This is a genomic window from Bacteroidota bacterium (genome assembly GCA_019637975.1).
Taxonomy (GTDB): Bacteria; Bacteroidota; Ignavibacteria; order UBA10030; family UBA6906; genus CAADGV01.
In genome coordinates this window covers 49400-71368 of record JAHBUR010000007.1, presented here as the reverse complement: position 1 = coordinate 71368, position 21969 = coordinate 49400, and the positions used below count along the sequence as shown (strand labels likewise).

General features: G+C 54.5%; 13 protein-coding genes. 2 read left to right on the top strand and 11 right to left on the bottom strand.

Annotated features, from left to right (window positions below; translation table 11 throughout):
• Nucleotides 1-240: 240 nt before the first annotated feature.
• Together KF749_05180 and KF749_05175 are read left to right on the top strand one after the other, a co-directional pair.
• Nucleotides 241-1908 (top strand): HAMP domain-containing histidine kinase, encoded by a 1668-nt coding sequence (locus KF749_05180; protein ID MBX2990549.1) that lies wholly within the window; start codon nt 241-243, stop codon nt 1906-1908.
• Nucleotides 1905-2606 (top strand): response regulator transcription factor, encoded by a 702-nt coding sequence (locus tag KF749_05175; GenBank protein ID MBX2990548.1) that lies wholly within the window; start codon nt 1905-1907, stop codon nt 2604-2606. Before KF749_05180 ends, KF749_05175 begins: the two co-directional genes overlap by 4 nt.
• A gap of 262 nt (nt 2607-2868) precedes the next feature.
• On the opposite strand, the gene KF749_05170 is transcribed toward KF749_05175, so the two are convergent.
• The 11 genes from KF749_05170 to KF749_05120 form a co-directional block, all read right to left on the bottom strand.
• The gene (locus tag KF749_05170; protein MBX2990547.1) at nt 2869-3216 is read right to left on the bottom strand and encodes a VOC family protein; all 348 of its coding nucleotides are present in this window, start codon (nt 3214-3216) and stop codon (nt 2869-2871) included.
• 311 nt (nt 3217-3527) lie between these two features.
• Complete coding sequence (locus KF749_05165) at nt 3528-8216, bottom strand: choice-of-anchor D domain-containing protein (protein ID MBX2990546.1); 4689 nt, start codon at nt 8214-8216, stop codon at nt 3528-3530.
• Nucleotides 8217-8259: 43 nt separating this feature from the next.
• Nucleotides 8260-10689, bottom strand: a complete 2430-nt coding sequence (locus tag KF749_05160) for a M20/M25/M40 family metallo-hydrolase (GenBank protein ID MBX2990545.1) — start codon at nt 10687-10689, stop codon at nt 8260-8262.
• A 296-nt stretch (nt 10690-10985) separates the two neighbouring features.
• The gene (locus KF749_05155; GenBank protein ID MBX2990544.1) at nt 10986-11987 is read right to left on the bottom strand and encodes a zinc-binding dehydrogenase; all 1002 of its coding nucleotides are present in this window, start codon (nt 11985-11987) and stop codon (nt 10986-10988) included.
• 73 nt (nt 11988-12060) lie between these two features.
• On the bottom strand, nt 12061-15258 hold the full coding sequence (locus KF749_05150; GenBank protein MBX2990543.1) for an efflux RND transporter permease subunit: 3198 nt from the start codon (nt 15256-15258) through the stop codon (nt 12061-12063).
• A gap of 176 nt (nt 15259-15434) precedes the next feature.
• Entirely contained in the window at nt 15435-18584 is a 3150-nt protein-coding gene (locus KF749_05145) for an efflux RND transporter permease subunit (protein ID MBX2990542.1), read from the bottom strand.
• Between the two features lie 164 nt (nt 18585-18748).
• Entirely contained in the window at nt 18749-19315 is a 567-nt protein-coding gene (locus KF749_05140; protein ID MBX2990541.1) for a hypothetical protein, read from the bottom strand.
• Nucleotides 19316-19332: 17 nt separating this feature from the next.
• Entirely contained in the window at nt 19333-20391 is a 1059-nt protein-coding gene (locus KF749_05135) for a 6-bladed beta-propeller (protein MBX2990540.1), read from the bottom strand.
• Between the two features lie 2 nt (nt 20392-20393).
• Complete coding sequence (locus KF749_05130; protein ID MBX2990539.1) at nt 20394-20609, bottom strand: hypothetical protein; 216 nt, start codon at nt 20607-20609, stop codon at nt 20394-20396.
• Between the two features lie 78 nt (nt 20610-20687).
• Nucleotides 20688-21107 carry a helix-turn-helix transcriptional regulator gene (locus tag KF749_05125; protein MBX2990538.1) on the bottom strand — a complete coding sequence of 140 codons (420 nt, stop codon included), beginning with the start codon at nt 21105-21107 and terminating at the stop codon, nt 20688-20690.
• 135 nt (nt 21108-21242) lie between these two features.
• Nucleotides 21243-21575, bottom strand: a complete 333-nt coding sequence (locus tag KF749_05120; GenBank protein MBX2990537.1) for an efflux RND transporter periplasmic adaptor subunit — start codon at nt 21573-21575, stop codon at nt 21243-21245.
• Nucleotides 21576-21969: the final 394 nt, after the last annotated feature.

Here is a 21969-nt window from a genome sequence, read left to right as displayed (position 1 = left end):
TGACCAAACCCATCATTTGAACCAGACTGTGTGCCGCGGGTTTAACGTACAACTTTTCAGCACTGTGTTGGTTAAGAACCGGATAAATGTTTGCTAAGGATGACAAATGGTTGTTAAGATTGTTAAGACACCGTCAGGCCGTGCTTGCGGTCGGAGTTGTAAAAGGTTGACAAATAATTGTTAAGTCCGTTAAGGGCGTATGGAGAAACGAAGCGTGTTGTGTATATTTGAGTGATGAAAATGCGAACACCATACAGTCCTGCCGCCATCAGCGTCGGAGCCGCCCTGCTGTTGATTGTACCGCTTCTTGCGTACTTGCAGTACGTTTGGCTGGGACAATTGAGCACGCAAGAACGGGAGCGTATGCAAAGCAATCTCCGGTCAACCGCCTGGGTATTCGCAATGGAGTTCAACCGGGAGATGACTGGCCTGCTGAAAGCTGTCGGCGCCAAACCGGAGCGGCGGGGCGAGCAAGCCCTCTCCGAGGTGGCATTACGGCTGCAGGACTGGAAGGCGCGGACACCCCATCCCCGCATTGTGCGGGACTGCTCACTGGCCGATTCACCCGGCGCGGAACACGCTACACCGATTCGCATCGATGATACATCGACGGTGCTGTTCTTCAACAACGGCGACGGATTCGCCGTTCCTCTTCGCGACGATCCGCAGCGAAGCGTGATCGTCCATCTTGACCTTGCGTTCGTCAGGGATTCTCTTCTGCCGGAATACATGCGAACTTTCTTCTCCGCTACGTCAGAATCGGAATTTGAAATCGCCATTTTCGATAGAGAGAGGAAACTCTTCTTCTCATCAACCAAGGATGTTCCGCCGGACATTCTGGACAAGGCCGATGCGGTTGCTTCTTTTCTCGCATTTCCTCCGATACCGTTGTCGATGGTCGGGACAGGCCGCATGCCGCCGCCTCCGCAACACGATGACCGGAGGATGCGTCCCGAATCCAATATCCGCGACGGCAATCCTCTTCAACGATTCGGCCCTGATCGCGGTAACTCGCCGCCAAAACGGAAGGAGGTCGCCTTCTTTGAACTGCGCGCCCGACATCAGCGGGGCTCACTTGAAGCTGCGGTCAACCACATCCGTCTCAGAAATCTCGGCATCAGCTTCGGCGTGTTGTTGCTGCTCGGAGCAAGCGTTGTGTTTCTGCTTATCTCGTCACACAAGGCACATCAACTTGCGCAGCAACAACTCGAGTTCGTTGCAGGCATCTCCCACGAATTGCGTACACCGCTTGCCGTGCTGAAATCGGCGGGAGAGAATCTGGCAGACGGTGTTATTCACGATCCGGGGAGGGCGCAACAATACGGCGAAGTGATCAAGAACGAAGTCGAGCGCCTCGGCGAAATGATAAATCAAGCGCTTGACTACGGCGGTATTCAGTCCGGCAAGCGAACCTATGATTTGCATCCGCTCGACATTGCGGCCGTACTGGAAGAAGTACTCTATGCAGTACGCCATAAAACGGCAGATGATATCGCGATTGACACGTATATCCCGCCCGATCTCCCGCAGGTTCTTGGCGACACAAGCGCACTACAGTCGGCCTTCGAGAATCTTCTGACCAATGCGCTGAAATACAGCGGCGAAACGAAATGGGTCGGGCTCGAAGCAGAAGCAACCGCGCAAAACGGAAGACGATATATCAATATTATTGTAAGGGATAAAGGAATCGGCATTCCTTCAAGCGATGTCGACGATATTTTCGAGCCGTTCCACCGCGCACGCAACGCGATGGATGCACAAATCCCCGGCAGCGGGCTGGGATTGAGCATCACCAAACATATTGTCGAGGGACACGGCGGAACCATCACGGCAACAAGTTCGATGGAGATAGGAACGGTGTTCACCGTCCGGATTCCGACGCATGACCAGAACGGAACAACAACATGAACGCAAACGCCAAACGCATTTTGTTGGTCGAAGACGAAACAGGACTCGTGCTTACGCTCACGGACAGATTGAGCAACGAGGGATACCGTGTTACGCAGGCAGGCAACGGCATTAAGGGCGAAGAACTTGCTCTCGAAGGGCGGTTCGATCTGATTCTGCTGGACGTGATGCTGCCGCAGAAGAACGGATTCGATGTCTGCAAAGATCTGCGCAAAGCGGATGTTCGGACACCCATTCTGATGCTGACGGCTCGCGGCCAAGTCAACGAAAAGGTGGTCGGGCTGAAGTTGGGGGCGGACGATTATCTGACGAAGCCGTTCGAGATGATGGAACTGCTGGCGCGAGTCGAGGCATTGCTGCGCCGGCCAGCCTATGCCGCCGGCGGAACTTCGACAATCGGCAGCTACTCGTTCGGGGAGTTTACGTTGGACTTCAAGAACATGGAGTTGCTGCACCGAGGAAAACCGGTGGAACTCTCTGCACGCGAATTTCAGCTTCTGCGCTACTTCGTCGAGCATCGCGGCACGGCGCTCTCACGCGAAACCATCCTGAACAATGTGTGGGGCTACGATGCCATGCCCACTACCCGCACAATCGACACACACATAACATGGCTGCGCCAGAAGTTGGAAGACAATCCAAAATTCCCCAAGTACATCGTTACTGTGCACGGTCTGGGGTATAAGTTTGTGGGATGACCACCCGCTTCTTGTCAGTACTACTTCACGCTCGCCGTTTCCATAAGATGTGTCAGGTGTGCTGATCGTCTTGATGAGCCTGGAAGGAAACGAAACGGCGACCCGGGATTCCCGCCTCAGGGCACGCAACCGGCTTCGCGCATCAGTAACATCAATTTCCAGCAGACCGGCCATGTGATGTTTCGTGCGGGCGATCTGCCCGAGATCAATCGTTCCTATGCGGGACTTCGCGAAGTCAACAACGGAGTAGAGGCACGTTCTATCATGCTGACCTTCTGATCGGCACAGCGAACCGGAGAGTGTTGCCGTTGGGATCGTCAACGTAGAATTCCCTCATCCCCCATGCCTGATTGACCGGACCTTGATGAACTGGTGACTCCGGCTTCGCCGATGTATCCAGCCCCCTACTTACGAAACCGGCAAAAAGCGCATCAACATCATCAACAATAACGTTGACGTCGCAACCGAACTCGCTATCTCCCGCGAGAACCGAAAGCTGTATCTCCGCTTCTCCGTTCACGAGATTGATAACGGGAGATTCCGTGCCGAAGCCCGGTTCTTTCAGACTGAATCCTAAAATATTCGTATAAAACGAAAGGGATTCTTGCATGTTTTTGCATTTTAGGATTGGGATGAATTTCATTTCCTGCAATTAAAATTCACGACAATTGGCACTCCGTCGAACGTAGAGACAAGCGTTGCGGAGATTTACTCGATTGCTACTATATCACCCTGTTCATTTACTCTGTAAGCTGATTGAAAGGGAAGTAAATACCCCTTAAAGAAATCAAATTAGCTTGATTCATCGGAAAAGTCAACGCCCCGCCCGACTTTTTGAAAAAGCCGGACGAGGCGTGATTTGTTCTGCCTATCCTGTTAATCCTGTCCGAGTATTTTTGACAGGATAAACAGGATGGAATGTCACTTCATCAACAACATCTTCCGCACCTGAATGAACGCAGGCGAGCCGTTGGTTGGCGTTGCTTCCATGCGCAGCAGGTACACGCCGGTTGCTACACGCGAATTCCATCGAACATCATGGAATCCGGCAGGCAGCACGCCGGCAACAAGCTGCTCGACTTGTTGTCCGAGAATGTTGAACACCTTCAGCGTCACCTTCGCTTCCGTAGGCAACGCGTACTTGATCGTTGTCGAAGGATTGAAGGGATTCGGATAGTTCTGCTCAAGGGCGAATGTTGTCGGCAAAGCAGGCCCTCCTTCCACTCCCGTCACAATATCCAGCCGTACCGGAACAACCACCGGAGCACTGATGTTGCCGGCAAGTGTCAGCCGCGCCCGATACATGCCCTGACTCATCACGCCGGGATGAATCTGCACTTTTACGTTCACGCTGTCGGATGGCGCGAGAATACCTTGCGTAATGTCGGTAGAAAGCCACGGCACGGCATCCCGCGTCAGAAGAATAGCGAGATTGTTGTGCATGTACGCCGCACTGCTCACGACCTGCAGCGCAATGCTTCCGTCGCCGTTCTCAATTCCAATCGTTGATGACGTCAGCGTTTGCTGCATGTCCTGATACTGATACAGAACATCACCCGAGGGCTTGAGAATGATCTGGAATGTGTAGAGTCCCGGCTCCGTCGTTCCGTAATGCGGCACGTTGGTGTACTGAACGATGAATCTGCCGTTGGCAGCGTCGTGATGATAATGCACGGTTCCGCTTGTGCTCAGATCCAGGTCGTCCCACCACGGATACAATGCGTTGTTCGGCTCGGCAGTTGCAGGAATGCCGCCGTTCAGGTATGCCGCCGAAGTCGAGGCAACATCGAAGCCGAGCCAGCCGTTGGTCACCACCTTCATTGATGAGTAGGAATTGCCATAGAACGTGAAGGCAAACGGCAGCGAAATCACAACATACCCGTCGTCGGCGCTGGGCGACCATCCTGTAATCTGTGTGCCGATTGTCGAGATATCCGTCCAGTTGTACGTCGGTCCGCCCTGTTCGTCGCTGTCAATCCAGCGGTAGCCGAATGCGTCGGGGCCGCCGCCGCCCTTTGTTGCAGGAGGATTGACGGCTGGCGCAACACCCTTCGGGAGTTCGATAGTCGCCTGCTGTTCCATTGAGCGCAGTACGGATGGCGACGTACCGGCCAGCGATTCTTCTATTGTAAACCGCAGCGTGTCAGTGCCGGCGTTCTTTACCTTCATCATCTGAAATGTCGTATCAGCGGTAGGCTGTCGCGTGAACGCGAAAGAATCGGGTTGGACAACCATCAATGCAACACCGCCGTGGCCCTTCAACGGAATGGCGGGAGAACTGGCAGCGTTCGAGACAAACCGCAGCGTATCGTACAGCGTACCGAGAACCACCGGCTTGAACTTCACGGTCAGCCGGACGGTATCCTGCGGGCCAAGCGTGAAGCTGACCGGCGCAACGGAGAACCGTGCATTCGCATGCGTGATGTTGGTGACGCTCAGTGAACCCGTGCCGAGGTTCTGCACACGCACGAACTGCGTCGCCGAATCGTTCAGTTGAACCGCCCCGAAATCCAGTCCGGAGGGCGTTGCAGAAATCAACGCACCGCCTGGGCGCGCCATCAGGAATTCGGCGATGTTCTCGGTGAACTTCTTCGCCACGGTAGTGTCGGTAATAGCTCCAACAGAAAAGGTCGCGAACACAATTTGTCCCACGCCCGGATCAGGCAGCGGGTTGTACACAATTATCCCCGCCGTATCAGGACCCTGCGCCGCATACGTTGACCAGCCCGCTATCTTCCTTGCATGCGTGTCGCCCGGCTGCAACCGCATGGCATCGCGATGGCCTATGCCGCTTGTCGGGAATGGAACCGGACTTGAAATGACGTGAGGCGTTGTGAACACCGGATGCGTGGGAACAGTCAGTACCAGATTGGCACTGCTGACATCGCTGATCCAGTTGCTGTCGCGCAGCACTTCACGTCGGAACGGCGGGTCGGCATCCGTGGTGGTGCCGCTCTTGCGGAACACGTATCCCACCTCGCCGCCTTCCACCCAAATCTTGCCGCCTGCTTGACTGCGGTTTACGAGAGCAGCGCGCTTTGTCGCATCGCCAAAAATACCGCTGGTTTTGCTTCCGGCAGACCAAACAACAACATCGTAGTTTGCGTAGCTCGCCGGATCGTGCGCGGCAAATGTTGCCGTATCCACCACAAATCCGACTTCCGTCAGAGTGCGGGCGATGAGACGTGAGCTGACGCCTTTCTGTGCCGCAGGACGTTCATCAATCCCCTTGTCGGATATCGCTTTTTCCTTTGTCGTTACATCATCATCCACTACCAGAACAACACCGCGTGCCGAGATGATGGCAAAGCGGTGGAAGCCTGTCGGCGGATTCGTAGCGAGGTTCCCCGCAACCGAGCGATCACGTGCAACGACCTTGTAGATAATCGTATCGCCAACAACAACCTGATTCGTATCAAGCGGGAATGCCGCCTGGAAGTTATCTTCTGTAGATCGAATCATCCCGAACGACCCGCTCAGCGAACCGCGCAGGCGCATATAATCCACCCATACGGAATCAACGCCGAGGTTATCCGTAACGGTTGCCCGCACCATTGCCGGCCACCGCAGCCGTGCCTGATCGCGCAGCGGCGTGTGTGTAATAACCGGGGGAATCACATCGGGTCCGGCAATAAAACTGTGGAAGCTCCCCGGAGCTCCGGTCGGATGCGTTGCCGCTCCGCCACTGCTATCCTTCGCCGAAACATAATATCGGTACGTTGCCTGGATGCCGTTTCCGGGAATGAGCGCCTGATAGACATTCGGCGTTCCCGTCAGTGTCATCTGCAGACTGTCGGTGAAAGTTCCCGTTCTCGTCCAGAACACCTTCAGGCTCGACGGAATGAGTGGTGATGATCCCTGCACGATCGTCGCCGTTACGGTGTACGGGCCGTTCAGATTCTCCGTATCGGTAAGAGGAATGTGAGAGATTTGCGGAACGTAGTTCGCCGGATTGATGAATCCTCTCAATCCAAACCAATACACAATAGATTGAAGATGCGCTCCGCCGTACAAATTGCGGTCGGCCTGAATCACTGCTTCGGCATTCAGGGTCATCGTCACGCCGCTTGAGGGCAGGTAGAAGTGACTTTGCAGAACCAGCTTATCCAACACTTCACGCCCGATTTCATTCCAAATGTACATGAGGCTCGATGACCACATCTGGCCGTCGGTGTGAATTGTTCCTGTCAATCCTTCCGGATAGTGCAGAGCGTAGTTCAACACACGTCCGGCCCAAAACGGATTGTGGCCATCCCAATCAAACACCCAGAAATAGGGAGGATTGGCGGGTTGCCAGTGTCCGAGACTGCGTGAGTACGACTCGGCCCAGTAATCGCCAAAACCTTCTCCCAACGCCCCTTGCTGTCCCGACCCTGACCAACCGGGTACGGTCCCGTGATGAATTGCGTGGCCGTACTCATGAAGAATAACATCAGCATCTTCCGCATCATCCACACCGCCTTCACCGAATGTCAATCTATTAGTCGAGGGATAATAAGCGGAATTGTCATCTCCGTTGAATCCGTGCGGGTCGGCTTGAATGGAATTGTTTTGGATGTTGGTGAAACCGAGCGACTGTATGTGCCGCTGTGATTGGTCGAGATGGAAGTACACCATCACATCTTCGAATCCATCTTGAAAGCGTGTATAGCGGAACGAATCGGGATGAGCTGCAGTAACAACGGGTGTACTCGGCGGATCCCAATCGAATGATGTAACGTACGGACCTTGAAGCCTGTACAATCCGCTGCTGAATGTGATATCACGGAGCGTGCGAAGTTTCCGCTCGGCATTGAGCTCGGGCGAGTCGGCGTCATTGTTGTCAACGTAGCCGCCCGTGCCGTATGTTGCGCCCGCCGTGGAAAGCGGATCGGGATCGAACACGTAGCCGCTTCCATCCACTTTCAATACCCTGGAGTTGCGTCCACCTTGCTCCGACGGGCCGTGGAAGCATGTCATATCCGTCACGCTGATGACTTCGCCGCTGCGGGCGTCAACAAATACTTCCCAATCGCCCCGCGGTTCAAACGCGGGAAGAACAATACGATACGCGAGCTTCGCCGTTCCTTTTTCCATCTTTACCATCAACTGCGAAGTCTGCGGGCCGTGCAATTCTCCACGGACTCCCAAATGAGTACTTGCGGATTGTATGGCCGCATTCCCGCTCATGGCAGCGCTGACTGTAGGAACGGATATCCCCGGCTTGTAATTCGACGCAAAGAACTCGACATAGTTCTTCCGGTCAATGCTGACAACAACGTCCGATTGGTACACCGGAATGCCGTCGTAGTTCTGGTTGAATCGAACATGGTAGCCCGCCGGACTTTCCTGCACCAGCGAGACTGTGAGGTCGGAAAGATCGGACTTCATGTTGAAGCGTTGAGATTGGCTCCGGAGAAACTCTCTTGCCATCGTTTCCGGTGTGCCGCTCAACGGGCCGACCTTCAGATTGGATAACGTCATCGGTGCCGGAGGAGCATCGGCATAGACACCCGCCCCTGCCGCCTGTCCCCCCATCTTACTGAGCGACTGCGCCGGGAGAGGAGAGAAGCCTCCACACACCATCCCCGCAATAACACCTGCAGCTATGATTGTGAACTGTGATCTCATTCCACCTATTCCTTTTCTTTGGTTGATTGATGAAGTGTGATCCTCATTTCATGAGAATCAGTTTGCGTGCGGCAACGGGAGATCCACCACCCTCCTGTTGTGTCACATCCATGCGAACGATGTAGATTCCGCTCGAGGCCGCCGAGGCATTCCACTCGACGGTGTAGAAGCCGACCGGTTTGTAATCGTTGACGAGCGTCGTCACTTCCCGGCCGAGCAGATCAAAAACTGTAATCCTTACACGCCCGCCCCGGCTGTCAACGGAAAACGGGATGTTTGTTTTGGGATTGAAAGGATTAGGGTAACCGTGCCCGAGCGAAGTCTGAGCCGGAAGCTGGAGATTGTCCGGCTGTGTTCCCACGGTTACCGAATCGAGATAGTCGACACGCATCTCATCGATGTACCATCCGCGATGGTTCGTCAGCCAGTCGCTCGAAAACCGGAACCGGAATCGGACACGATGGTTCGTAAACGTCGAAAGCGGAAAGCCCGCTTCCACCCAACCCGTTGAATTGCCGGAGTAGCCGGGGCCGCCGAGTGCGACAATGGACGAAAAAGGGTAGTTCCCTTGCGGGGTCATAAGCTGAAAGGCACCACTATCAACCGACACCCAGAAGTTGCCGCCGTCGTTGTTCGGCTCGATGCGATACAGATGCGTGAACGTGAGCACGCCTTCGGCTTTGTTGGAGAGATCGAACGGAGGAGATTCGAGAACTGAATTCAGGTTGTTCGCATAGTTCCCTCCGAGATTCGTCGCCCACACGCGCTGGCCGCGGGGCGGAGCCGGAATGTCCGTCGTGCCAATCAAACCCCAACTCCAGTCGCCCGAGCCTTCAAAGCCGCCGTTCGAGTTTTCAAAATCCAGCAGAATCGAATTCAACACCCTCCATGAAAACCAACCCGCTTCGGGAAGCTTGGCAAGGTTTCCCGAGAACGATCCGTCCTTCGCATAAATGGCGTACTCAATGCGATCGCCGGGCGTGAACGGGCCACGAATGTAGCCGCGCCACATGTTCCCGCTTACTTGCTCCATCGTGTCAAGCCGGAGCGTTCCTCCATTGGCTTTGTACTCGATCCACGCGAGCGATATGCTGTTTTGGTCGGTGATCGTTGCACGAATTTCATAAGGATTGTCAAGGTAAGATTTGTTGGAGAGAGCTGAATGTGTGATAGCCGGCGGAACCGAGTCGCCAGCAACATGAAACACAATCGGCGAAGTCGTGTCAGCGGGAAACGTTGACAGAACTGTATCCCCGTTGGCAAACTTCAGAAAGTATGAAACCGTTGTGCCGTACGGCTGTTTCGGGATGAACCCGCGGTACAGCAGCGAATCACCTGCGCTTCCCACCTGCGACATCGGCACGGCTGAATATGCCGGATGGGTGTTCGTCCGGAAGAAAACCTGTCCCTGAAGAATCGGGGCCGAGGTCAACAGCTGTGCATCGAGCTGGATATTTCTCGAACTATCCTGCGTGTCGCCGTGCGGTGAGTGAAGGATGTTCAAGTATTTTCGTTGGATTCCTGCAAAATGCGCCACGCCTGCTATGGCTCCCCTGGTAATTTGATAGAGGTATTGGGGATCGACATTCGCAAAATTATCGGTACTCCGGTGATAATGCGGTGTCTCAATTCCTTCGTAATATCCCGTAATCACATACCCGGCATCTTCAAACGACATGTAGTCGCTGCCGTAGGCATTCGTGATGGTAGTCGTCAGCGTCGAGTACGTTCGCGTAATTGCAGCAAGTGTATCTGTGTAGCGGGCTGACGCTTCGTTGTTTGATGAGGGAGAGTTGTCTTCATCCCTCTCAACTTTCACCATCGTATTTGCGTTGCCGCGGTACCCGCCGATCTCGTCCACATTAATGACGATCTTGATGTTGTGGTTCTCGGGAACAACGACATTCTGCACGTAGGCCCTGCTGCCGACAAGTCCCTGTTCTTCCGCTGAAAAGCAAATAAACCGGACGGAATAGTCGAGGTTCTTCGAAGCAAGCAGCCGGGCAACTTCGAGAATCAATGCAATGCCCGACCCGTTATCATTCACGCCCGGCGCAAGGGAGGTCGGCGTTTCGCTGATCGAATCGTAGTGGCCGATGAGCAGTACGTACGTGTTGGGAAAACGCGTTCCCGTTTTTGTCACGACAATATTCTGCAATGTGCGGCTGCTCCATGTGAAGTTATGTTGGAGAACGTCGCTGTAGCCGTATTCCTGAAACTTCGTCACGAGCCAGTTCTTCGCGGCAACCAGCGAGTCGGTGCTGGAATGCCTCGTCCGGAATGCTTCCAGCCGCTGAAGCGAAGCGATCAGGCGCGATGAATCGATGGCGCCCGCCAACTGCTGCAAGACGGGGTCAACGTCGAACAACAACGACGGCCCTTCCGCCGGCGTGACAGGATTTCCCCGCTGCGCATGAAGGGACTGTAAAGAAGCGATAAGAATACATAAGGAAAGAATGTACAAGCGTACCATGTGAAGACTTTCGAACAGTTTGTCAAGATTAATTTCCCCCATCAACGCGGTAACGGGCCGGACCGCACACAGCAGCCTCTTATCTCTGGCCGGGACATAACAACGCTAATGCGTATCGCTATTTGCGTAGCGCGAAGGTATCAGAATTCCCAGCGGGAAGATACATCAGGAGAGTGTGTGTGGAAATGAACAGAGGAAAGGCTGGAGAACAGCGGAGCGCTGGTTGCTCAACCTGATTTTAATATGGCGAAGTAGAAGATGAATATCAAGCGTTCAGCGTATGAAGGCTGAGTGTACTACGGATCATGCCTCAACACCACCTTCCCAAACTGCTTCCCGCCTGCTAATCGCTGCATCGCCTTCTCCGCATCGGCAAGAGAAAAGACTGAATCGATGACGGGTGTGATGTTGTGCTGTTCCACGAAGCGAAGCATTGCAGCAAACTCCTCCCCCGTCCCCATCGTCGAGCCGAGAATGGAGAGTTGCTTCCAGTAGATGCGTGCAGCTTCGGCATTCTGGATTTTGCCTTGCACCGAGCCGTAGTTGACGATTCTCCCGCCGGGCGCGGCAATATCTAACAATCTCGCGAAACCCGGTCCCGCCGCGCCATCAACAATCAAGTCAAAACCGCCTGCACGCTTCTGCAGCTCATCGGCCCATGTTTCGGCTGTGTAGTTCACGCCTCCACTTGCTCCGAGCGAAACGGCTTTCGCAATCTTCTCGTCTGAACCTGATGTGACAAACACCTTCGCACCCGCAGCAAGCGCAAACTGCAACGCCGTCACGGCCACGCCGCCACCGATGCCCGTGACCAGTACTCGCTCGCCAGCCTGCAGGTTGCCTCGTGTGAACAACGCCCGGTACGCCGTTAATCCGACAAGTGCAAGCGCCGCCGCATCTTCGAACGTAAGATGTTGAGGCTTCGGCCTGACATATCTCGACGGTACTGCAATATACTCTGCAAGCGTTCCGTTCTCCGGAAATCCGAGAACGGTGAAACTCTTCTGTTGCGCCTTCGGATTCTCCCCCCAGTTGTACCCCGGATTGATGATGACATCTGACCTGACAAGGTTGCGTCCGACATTCTTCCCCACATCTTCGACAACTCCCGCCCCGTCGGAGCCGATGATGATAGGATAGGTTGTGCGGGGATATGTTCCCTGCTGAATGTAATTGTCGCGATGATTAAGAGCTGACGCTTTGAGTTTGATGAGAACCCCGTCGTCTCCGATGACAGGTCTGGCGACTTCCTTGAGATGCAACGGTTCGGCTTTGGATTCGAGAAGGATGGCTTTCATATACCGCCAATAAAACAAATGAGAATATGCTTGGTACCAATTCCAGAATACAGAATCTTCGCGAGAAATCCCACTACGTGCGTGCCCTGTACACAACCGCAAGGACGGCCGGCACTACCACGAGTGTCAACAGGGTTGATGTGCAAAGCCCGCCAATTGTTCCGAGGGCAAGTGAGTACCATATACCGGAAGAGGGACTCCAGAGCAATAAGGGGAGAAGAGCGCCTATCGTGGTCAGCGAGGTCATCATGATCGGGCGTAACCTGTCCGCAGAGGCATACACAAGGACGTTTACCGAAACCGAGTCGGCTTGAACGCGCTTCGCCACATAATCAATCAAGAGAATGGCATTCGACACGACGATACCGGTGAGCAACATGGCCGACGCGTACCCGCCGCGACCGAACGGTGTGTCCGTCCAATAGAACGCAAGAAACAATCCGATCAGTGAGAGGGGAACAGTGAGAATCACGATGAGAGGCCTGGTAAACGACTCGTAGAGTGAGGCCGTTACCATGAAGACAATGACCAGGGCAACAAGCGCAAGCCAAAGCATGGAGGACTTGTCACGTTCGGACATGATAAACCAGGCAAAAGACTTGTCGAACTTGTACCCGTGCGGCAGCGGCATTGCGTTGATGGTGGATTCGACAAACTGATCGCCATACCTGAACGGCCCGCGATACTCGAACGAAATCCAACGGACATACTGCTGGTTCTCCCGCGTTATCTGCGACATAACGCGCCGTTCATCAAGCTGCACAAGCGCGCCAAGAGGCACCGTTTCGCTGTGCGCATTCACTATCGGCTCGCGGAATAACTCTTGTACAGTCGCGGAATCAAAGCCCCGCATCTTTGCAACCAGAGGGACTCGCTCGCCGCCGAGCGAAACGGTTTGCCGGTCAACCGTCCCGCGCGTCATGCTGCCGATCCACGGCATGATGTCCGCTGCCGTGAAATGATGCGCGGCAACGGCTTCGCGGTCGAAGCTCATCACCAACTCGGTAGATTTCGGCCAGCGGCCGAATGTTCTGTCAATATCCACCTCGGCAATACGCGGGTTGCGTTCGAGGCGTTGCTTGAACTGTTCGGCAAGTTCTTTCACCTTTCCGTAGTTATATCCCAACACCTTCACATAAAAACTCGGCGCCGATTCGCCGCCGGAGTAGAAGCCGGGCCCGAAGCCGGACACCGAAATCGAAGCACCGCCTGTTTGTGCCGCCAACACCGTCAGCCGGTTTTTCACTACATACGGCAGAGCCGTCATTGAGGCCTTCCCGTCAAAATCCACACGTACCGAAGCGTAGTCGTCAACGATACGCGTCGTCATGAGACTGACGCCCTCATGCGCCGTTTGAACTTCACGCTCGATGAGTCGCGCCACATCATCGTACCGATGAAGCTCGGTCCCTTGCGGAAAGCCGACACGCACCACGAGATACGTTTCGTTCCCCCATTCCCACACTTCTCCCTTCGTGACTTTGGTAAAGAAGAGATGCGAAGCACCACCGAGTGCCGCGTTGAGATACGGACGAGCGGCCATCATCGGCTCGCTTGCGAACACTGCGTTGTAGATTCGTGCAGGAAGATGTTCAGCATCAATCCGTTCCGGAAGCAGCCACACAGGCAAGCCGAACGCGAGGACAACTGCCGCAAGTACACTCTTCCGCCAGCGCAGACACCAGCCGAGGATCTTTCTGTATGCGGCGAGAATACGATTGCCTGTACTCTCAAACCTTCCGCTCGTTGCAAGCACAGCAGGTACGTTGCGAATCAACACCGGGATGACAGTGAACGAGACAAGCAGCGACATCACCAACGCAATCCCGACGGCAAGCCCGAACTCGCGGAAATACGGCCTCACATCCTGCGGCAGGAACGCAATCGGCAGCAGCGCGCCAATTGTGGTAATGGTTGAAGCAATGACCGGAAGACGCACCTGAGCGACGGCAGAGGCAATGCCGGCATCGGATGTATCGTTGCGACGTTGAATGTTATCCAACACAACGATCGAATCATCCACAACCCGCCCGAAGCCGAGGACGAGTCCCGCAAGCGTGAGAAGATGCAAGCCGAGTCCGAGTAGCCAGAAGATAAGCAGGGTGCCCGCGAGCGAAATGACCAACGACGACATCAGCACGAGCGGGGCGCGCAGACTTCCGAGCGCCACAACCAACACAAGCCAGATGAAGAAGATGGAGAAGAAGACCTCGCGCCGCAAGTTCTCCAACTCCTCGCGCATCTGTCGGCTCTTGTCCACGATTTTTGTAAGTGAGAGATTGCCGGGGAATGCGGCGGCAAGTTCGTCCAAGCGGGCACTGACGCGGTCGGCGACTTGGGTGGTGTTGATGTTCGGCTCTTTGTCAATGACTAAAGTGATGGAGGGTTTGCCATCAATGCGGTAGATGCTGCGCGTTTCGGCGATGGTGTCGTGCGCGGTGGCGATATCGCGCAAACGAAGCAGCGTATTGGCTTGAGCGCGCAGCGGCAAGTCCAGAATATCGTCAATGCGGGCGTTACTGTTGTGTACTGCAACGATCATCCTGCCCGCGCCGCGCTGCAATACGCCTACGGGCGCATTGAACTCGACCTCCCGCAATTCAGTGAGCACGCCATCAACGGTCAGCCCGGCGGAGGCTACACGCTTCGGATCGAGCAGGATATGCACTTCACGCTCCTCGCCACCAATAGTTTCGACACGCGCAACTCCTTTGATTGAAGTCAGTGCGGGCACAATGCGCTCCACGGCATACGTGCGCAATGCTGCGGCGCTCATCTTCGATGCGAGAGCAAACGTGAGAAACCCCTGCAACTCCCTGAAATCCTCCGGCACGTAGCGGGTGATAACGGGGACCCCGATGCCCGCAGGGAATGTCTCCGAAAGCGCAGCCAACTTCTCGTACAACTCAAGCCGCGCAAAATTCATGTCGGTTCCCTGCTCAAACTCCACATCCACCGACGAGCGCCCTTCGGACGAGCGGGAGCGGATATTCTTCGCTCCTGCAACGGTGTTCGCCACTTCTTCGATTGGCGCGGTGATAAACTGCTCAACTGTTTCGGGCGACGTGTTTCCCCACGAGGTGTTGATGGTGAGACTGGGAAAATCAATGGAAGGTGAAAGCTCGATGGGCAACCGCGTAAACGCAAACAATCCCGCAAGCACAACCGCGCCGCAGACCATGCTGACGGCGACAGGACGGTGAAGAAGATGTGAAAGTGAATTCCTCACAACGTGCAGGTCGAAGGGTGAAGTTGTATTAGAGATTGCCACCTCTACAAGGAAGCGAGAACAAGCTCCCGTTTCTACGCTTCGCTCCCATCATAGCAATTTGGATCGGGGAAGTCAACGCCCTTGCCATAGGAGCAACAAGTTTGTAGCCCATGAAATTCAAAACCGATTCTCGAACGGCGTAGGAGTTCAATACCATCAGCCAGAAGAATCTCTCCCTACGAGGCTTGGTTATCAATCAACGTGTACACAATCGGAATCGCGACAACGGTAAAAACTGTTGACGCGACCAATCCCCCCACAATCGGCACGGTCAGCGCCCGCACAAGCTCGGAACCGGTGCCGAACTCGAAGAACAACGGAATAATGCCCAACACGGTCGTCGCCGTTGTCATCAAAATCGGGCGGAGGCGTTGCTTCATTCCCTCACGGATTGCTTCGTGGAGTGGAACTCCTGCGCGCCGCAACGCCGTGATCACATCCACCACAATCACTGCATCATTATCCACCGCGCCAATCATGATGACGAGGCCGATCAGCGACATGACGTTGTACGCCTGTCCCGTCAGCGCCATTGCACCGATGGCGCCGATGAACGCCAACGGACTCGTCAGCAAAATGACAAACGGATAGAGCACCGACTCATACTGCGCCGCAAGAATCATGTACACCAGAAAGAGGGAAAGCAGAATGATGATCAGCAGACTGCGGAACGACTCGCGTATCTCTTCATTCTCTCCGCCGATACTGATGGCATAACCGGCAGACATTGTAAATGCCTTGGCGTTTCGTTCAAGCTCATCAACAACACTCCCCAATGAACGCTCATGCACATTAGCGAGAATCACCTGCGCACGCTGCTGGTTCTCGCGCCAGATTTCGCCTTCACTTGTTGCTTCTTGCCAACGCACGAAGTTGCGCAGCGGCGCGCCGCCAATCATCGCATCAAGCATTGCATCGAGGTTGTTTACATGCGTATTGCGGACACGGATCGTCACCTTCCTGTCGAACTCGTTGAGCGCCGTTGCCTCCGCGCCCTGCACCTGTTGCCTGATGAATGCCGCGATGCTTTGCACACTCAGTCCGTGCAGCTTCGCTTCGTCTCGGTCAATTTCAATTCTATACTCCGGCGTGCCGAGCTGCAGTGACGTCCGGATACCGGTAACTCCTTGTACGGAGTGGAGTTGCCGGGCGAAGCGTCCGGCAATCTGCGCCACAACTGCGGGGTCTTTGCCGGTGACACGGATTCTCAGGTCGTTCACTTCGGGGCGGAGGATTTGCTCGAAGGTCGTGCCGCGCGAGCGGATGGCAAACTCCACACCCGATGTGCCCTGTTGCAGCGCGGCCACCACATTGCGCCCGTCCTCCAACACACGCGCCGTCAACGCCGCCTGCTTCACCCGTACCTCCATCGTCGCCCGTTCAAGCGCCGCGTCCTCAACACGCCAGATGCTCGTCTCATCCGTAATGCCCATGGCAGAATACACTCCCGCTACGCCGTCAAGATGAAGCAGCCGCCGTTCCATCTCTGCCACGCTGTTCGAGACAGCTTCGAGCGTCGCGCCTTTCGGGAACGTCATCTGAATCGTGAACCGGCTCTGATCAATATCGGGTGCAGGTTCGCTGCGGATGAAGAACGCAACGGTAACTGCTGCCGCAAACAGCGCGACAGTCGCCGCAACCACTCTCCCGCGATGTGCAAGCGCCCACACGAGATACTTGTCCAACGCCGCTTCACTCGTCTCCTTCACCCACAGGACGAGACGTTCTAACATCCCGCCGCTGCTGCGTTTGGTAGTATCTGACTTTTCACGCGAAAGCAGCATCGGCACGAGGGTCACGGCAACGAACAGCGAGACAAGCAGCGACACGGACATCGTCACTCCCATATCAACGAAGAGTTGCGATGCCACGCCTTCGACAAATATGATCGGGAGGAAGATCGCGACGTTCGTGAGCGTTGAGGCGGTGACAGCAAGATTGATTTCTTTCGAGCCTTCCAACACGGCGTCCAGCAACAGCATTCCCTTCTCGCGCAAGCGTGTCACGTTCTCGATCATAATAATCGCATTATCCCCCAACATGCCGATGCCGAGCGCAAGTCCGGTGAGTGAGATGATGTTGAGATTGATGTTGAGAAAGTACATCACGATGCATGTAGCGAGTAGCGAGACGGGGATCGTGACCCCGATGATGAGCGGATAGCGCGCACGCCGCAGGAAGAGGAAGAGCACAACAAACGCTAACACCGCCCCGATGGCAATCGCCTGCTGTACATCGGCGATGGATTGCCCAATGAACTCCCCCTGATCGGCGATGACGCTGAGGTGCAGTGACGGATACTCGCCGCGGAGTTGATTCAGCACTTCGTGAATCCGTCCTGAGACTTCAATCGTGTTTGTACCTGATTCTTTGCGGATGTGCAGGGCAATCACCTCGCTGCCGTTGTAGCGCGTGATTCCTGTCCGTTCCTTAATCGTATCACGCACAACAGCAACGTCGGACACACGCACGAGCCGTCCCGACGGCGTCGTATGCACAACAACGGAACGAATGTCATCCGGCGACTTGAACTCGCCGAGGGTTCTGAGCGGATAGCGGAATAGCCCCTTCTTGATTGAGCCGCCGGGGAGACTCACATTGGATTGTGCGAGCGCTTGCGACATCTGGTCGAGCGAGAGGCCAAGCGCCTCCAACTTCTGTCCGTCTGTAACAACGTGAATCTCCCGCTCCACTCCGCCCAACACGCTCACTTGCGCAACGCCGTCAATCTGTTCTATTCTCTTCTTGACCAGCGCCCGCGCCGTCTCTTTCAGTTCCATCAAACCCGACTGTTGGTCGGGACTCCAGTCACGACCGCTGCGTCCAGTGTATCCGCCCTCGCCCCGTCCCCCTCCGGCGGACACGGTGGTGAGGTCGCCTGAGGAAGAAGCCGCAGACAACGCTATCGTCATCACCGGTTCTGTCGAGGGATTAATGCGGAGGATTGTCGGGCGGCCTGCTTCGCGCGGCAGCATGCCACGCATTTGATCCAACTTCTCACGGACTTCCAGCAGGGCAAAGTCCATATCCGTGCCCCAATAGAATTCCACCGTTACCACGGATTGCGCATCGCGTGAGATGGAGGAAATCCGTTTTGCGCCGACGACTGTTGCGAGCGCCGCCTCCACCGGTTGCGTCACCCGCCGCTCCACTTCTTCCGGCGACGTGTTGGGATACGACGTCTGGACGGTGAGCTTCGGAATTTTGATGGGGGGAAGAAAATCAACGCTGAGATTGAAGAACGCAATAACGCCAAGCATCACCACGCCGATGTAGAACATCAGCACGGTAACGGGGCGGGATATGGAGAGGGAGCTTAGGGACATGAGCCAGTCAAGAGCACTACGGGAAGAAACGAAAAAGGGGGGTGAATGTCACTCATGCGTCTTGCCCCTCGCTCACGGTGGGAGGAGAGGACGCTGTGGTGAAGCTCGGCAAGAAAGTCTGCCCCCTTTCCGATGGCTTGAATAGAATCTTGATAGGCCGGGACTTACATCAGATATGATTCCACAATTGCATAGAATGAGTCTATATCGGCAAGATCGTCCGGACGGGTCCAATGCTGCAGAAGGACTCTGCCCCGATCACTGACCAAGAATGTCCGCGGTGTAACAGTCACACCAAAGTGCTCAAAGGCAAACTCGATTTGCTGGTGAACAATCGGATAGTCAAGTTTGTATTCCTTCGCAAGTCGCAGTATCCTTACACGTTCGGGGTAGTCCGCCACGACAACAATACCGAACCTGTTACCGTACCTCACACGGAGTGAATCCCACCAAGCAATTTCATGTTCAACACATGGCTTGCATGCGTATTCACTGACAAAGGCAATGAGTGTCGCCCTCCTTTGAGAGAAAAATGTGCGATCGATAATGTCACCGCTGACGCTCTTGCCCAACGTGTCCGGAATGAGGAGCCCCAATTGACCATACCTGTACACGCGGGATTCCCGTTCCGAAGCATACTGTGCAATAGTTGCCCTGTGCGCAGAGCGATCCTGCAGAAGAATAACAAACAAGAGAAAGCCTCCCACCGTGGGAAGTGCTACGAGAAGCATACAGAACACTCTCCCACTCACAGCAGTTTGAATTTTCTTCTGACAATGGTTGGATTTTTCAGCTGGTCTTGCGGGGAGAGAGGGGGATATGTGATCGAGAGGAAATCGCCGCGCGTGTTCGCACGTCTGAGTAATTGATCAGAAACAAACCCGCCTTTGATGAGGTGACCGCTCAGGTCGTACACGTCGAGCATCGCCTTTGCTTGCTCGCCGGGCTTTCCAAAGATGGTGAACTGGGTAATAAGAAGTTGATTGCGTACAACAAACACACCCGTAATCGGCCACGAACTGAGCACGTCAACGGTCCCGTTAGGAAGATAGGCAACTTCTTTTCGCAGTGGATTGTCAATGGTGAAACTGTTGATTCGTTCTCCCGAATACGAATAGTCGTGGATGGTGTTACCCCACGCGAGCCCATAGAAAAAACCGGCATCATGAGCAGCCCATGCTCCGCCGACTGCCTCCCGTTTCTCTTCCTTCTTCAGACCCGTTTCCCCAAAGGCCGTAACTACTGTTCCGTTGGCGTCAACGAGGTATATCGTGTGATCAAGCCAAGTCGATGGACGAAAGAGGTTCAGCGAGCCACGTGCTACGTAGATGTGCGTGACGAGATCCAATTTCGTGCTGAATGACCGCAGAAAAGCACCCCCCTCATCGAATGTTGTCATTCTCAACAGAGAGTTGTCATAGTGGTAGAGTGTTTTGCTTTCGTCATCGAAGAGGAGAGCCCCCGTGCTTTCATACTCCCCTTCTCCTTTCCCGCGGCCTCCTACTTGCTTCACGAACCTACCGTTCTCATCAAACAGGTACACAAGCCGCGCAGTTCGATCTCGAAGGTACAGTCGCCCGTGAGAATCCTCAGCCATCACGTCAACAAACCCCACCACCATGCCGGCTGGCGTTGATAATTCCAAAGTTGATACAACTTCGAAAAGATCCTCAAACCCGTTCGCACTCTTAATACGCTCCTCTACGCCCCTCTCAAGTGGCGGATGCGGAGTTTTCGCCTCTTGCGAACATCCGTAGGCCAAGCAGAGGCAAAATAAATACTTAAGGGCAAGGAGTGTTTTGTGCATTCTTAGTCACCAACTTGACCGTCACAAGTAACCCCGGAGAGACATTCGTTGCCGGGTTTGGCGCACGCATAAAACAGAGAGTCGAGAATAACGCAGTTTCGCATATGGCCGTTCATTTCAGGTTGTGCCTCGACCTTATGCGCGGTGGTAATGAAAAACACTTCCGCAGCCATTGCAAGCAGAAAGGTGAGCAGTAGTATTCGATTGGTCTTTTTCATCTTTGCCTCCTGTGAAGAGTCTATGTGGTTGTTGACTGATGGCTTGCGCGCTAAAGATAGTCTCCTCGAAGAGCGAAGTCAAGCAAATTCTCTTTGCAATTTCGGTTTGCAATAATGGTTTGCAATTTCGGACATGACGTTATCGTCGCTTGGGTTTACCCCCCCCCGTTGGGTTTGGGTTGTCCCATTCTTGCGCCGAAATCCCTCCATCGTTATCCCGGTCCGTTGCTTGTACCACCGGGCGAGAACATCTTCACGCAATTGAAGTTCACTCGCAATCTCGAAACAGGTCTTCTCTGTCGTAAGCAGCACTTTCTGCACAAACTCCAATCGAGTGTCAGCGATGAATCGCCCGAGCGTCATTCCTTCCTTTCGATGAAATTCCTTGCGGACGGAATCAATCGGGAATCCGTGATGAACTGCCACAATCTTCGCGCTCGGCGCCTTCTCCGGGTTTTCGCGTATCCAGGTTTTGAGTAGTGAGGTGTCTATTGACATGGGATATACCTCCAGCTAGAGACGTGGACGAAAACTCGCATTCATTGATGAACAGTTTCGTATCGGAAACAATCTCGGCGCTCTCGCCTGAAAAGATGGGACTTCTCGTCCACGTCTCGTGGGAATTATTTCAGACTATGGTGTTACGCGTATCCTCGCATCATGTGCTAATGTGTAGTGCCCGTCAACAATCACCGTGTCGCCCGGTGTGATGCCCGAGCGGATGGCAATGAAGCGTTCGTTCTCATCTTCGACATCAACATAGTGCCACTTGGCAAGGCCCTGCTGCGCTGTGAATACGAGTGTCCGTTGGTCGCGCACAAGCAGCGCTGCCTTCGGCACAAGCAGGCGGTTGGCAAAGATTTCGGTTTGGATTCTCACTGTTGCATACATCCCGGGCATCAGCGAGTTGGAGGTGGGAAGGTTGGTACCGGAGGCAAGAAGAATGAGTGTGCGTCGTTGTACCATGGATTGCCGACGCGTTTGGGAGGCGAACGTTTCACGCCGTCAAGTTGCGGAAAAGACAACGGATTGTCAATACCGTATTCGCGGTAGACGCAAACCTAGGACAGGAAGAACGCAATCGCACCAAGCATCACCACGCCGATGTAGAACATCAGTACGGTAACGGGGCGGGATGTGGAGAGCGAACTTAGGGACATGAACAAGCCAAGGATGATACGGGAAGAAACGAAAAAGGGGGGTGAATATCACTTGATGGATTGCGGATGCAAAGTAAAAAGTGGCTGCTCGACAGCGCGGGGGTCAACTGCTATTGTTGAGGACTCCGAATGCTTATTGCATGAAGCAGCGTTTTGTAGAACGTCTCTGTTCGAGCACGATCTGATGAGGTGCTGACATG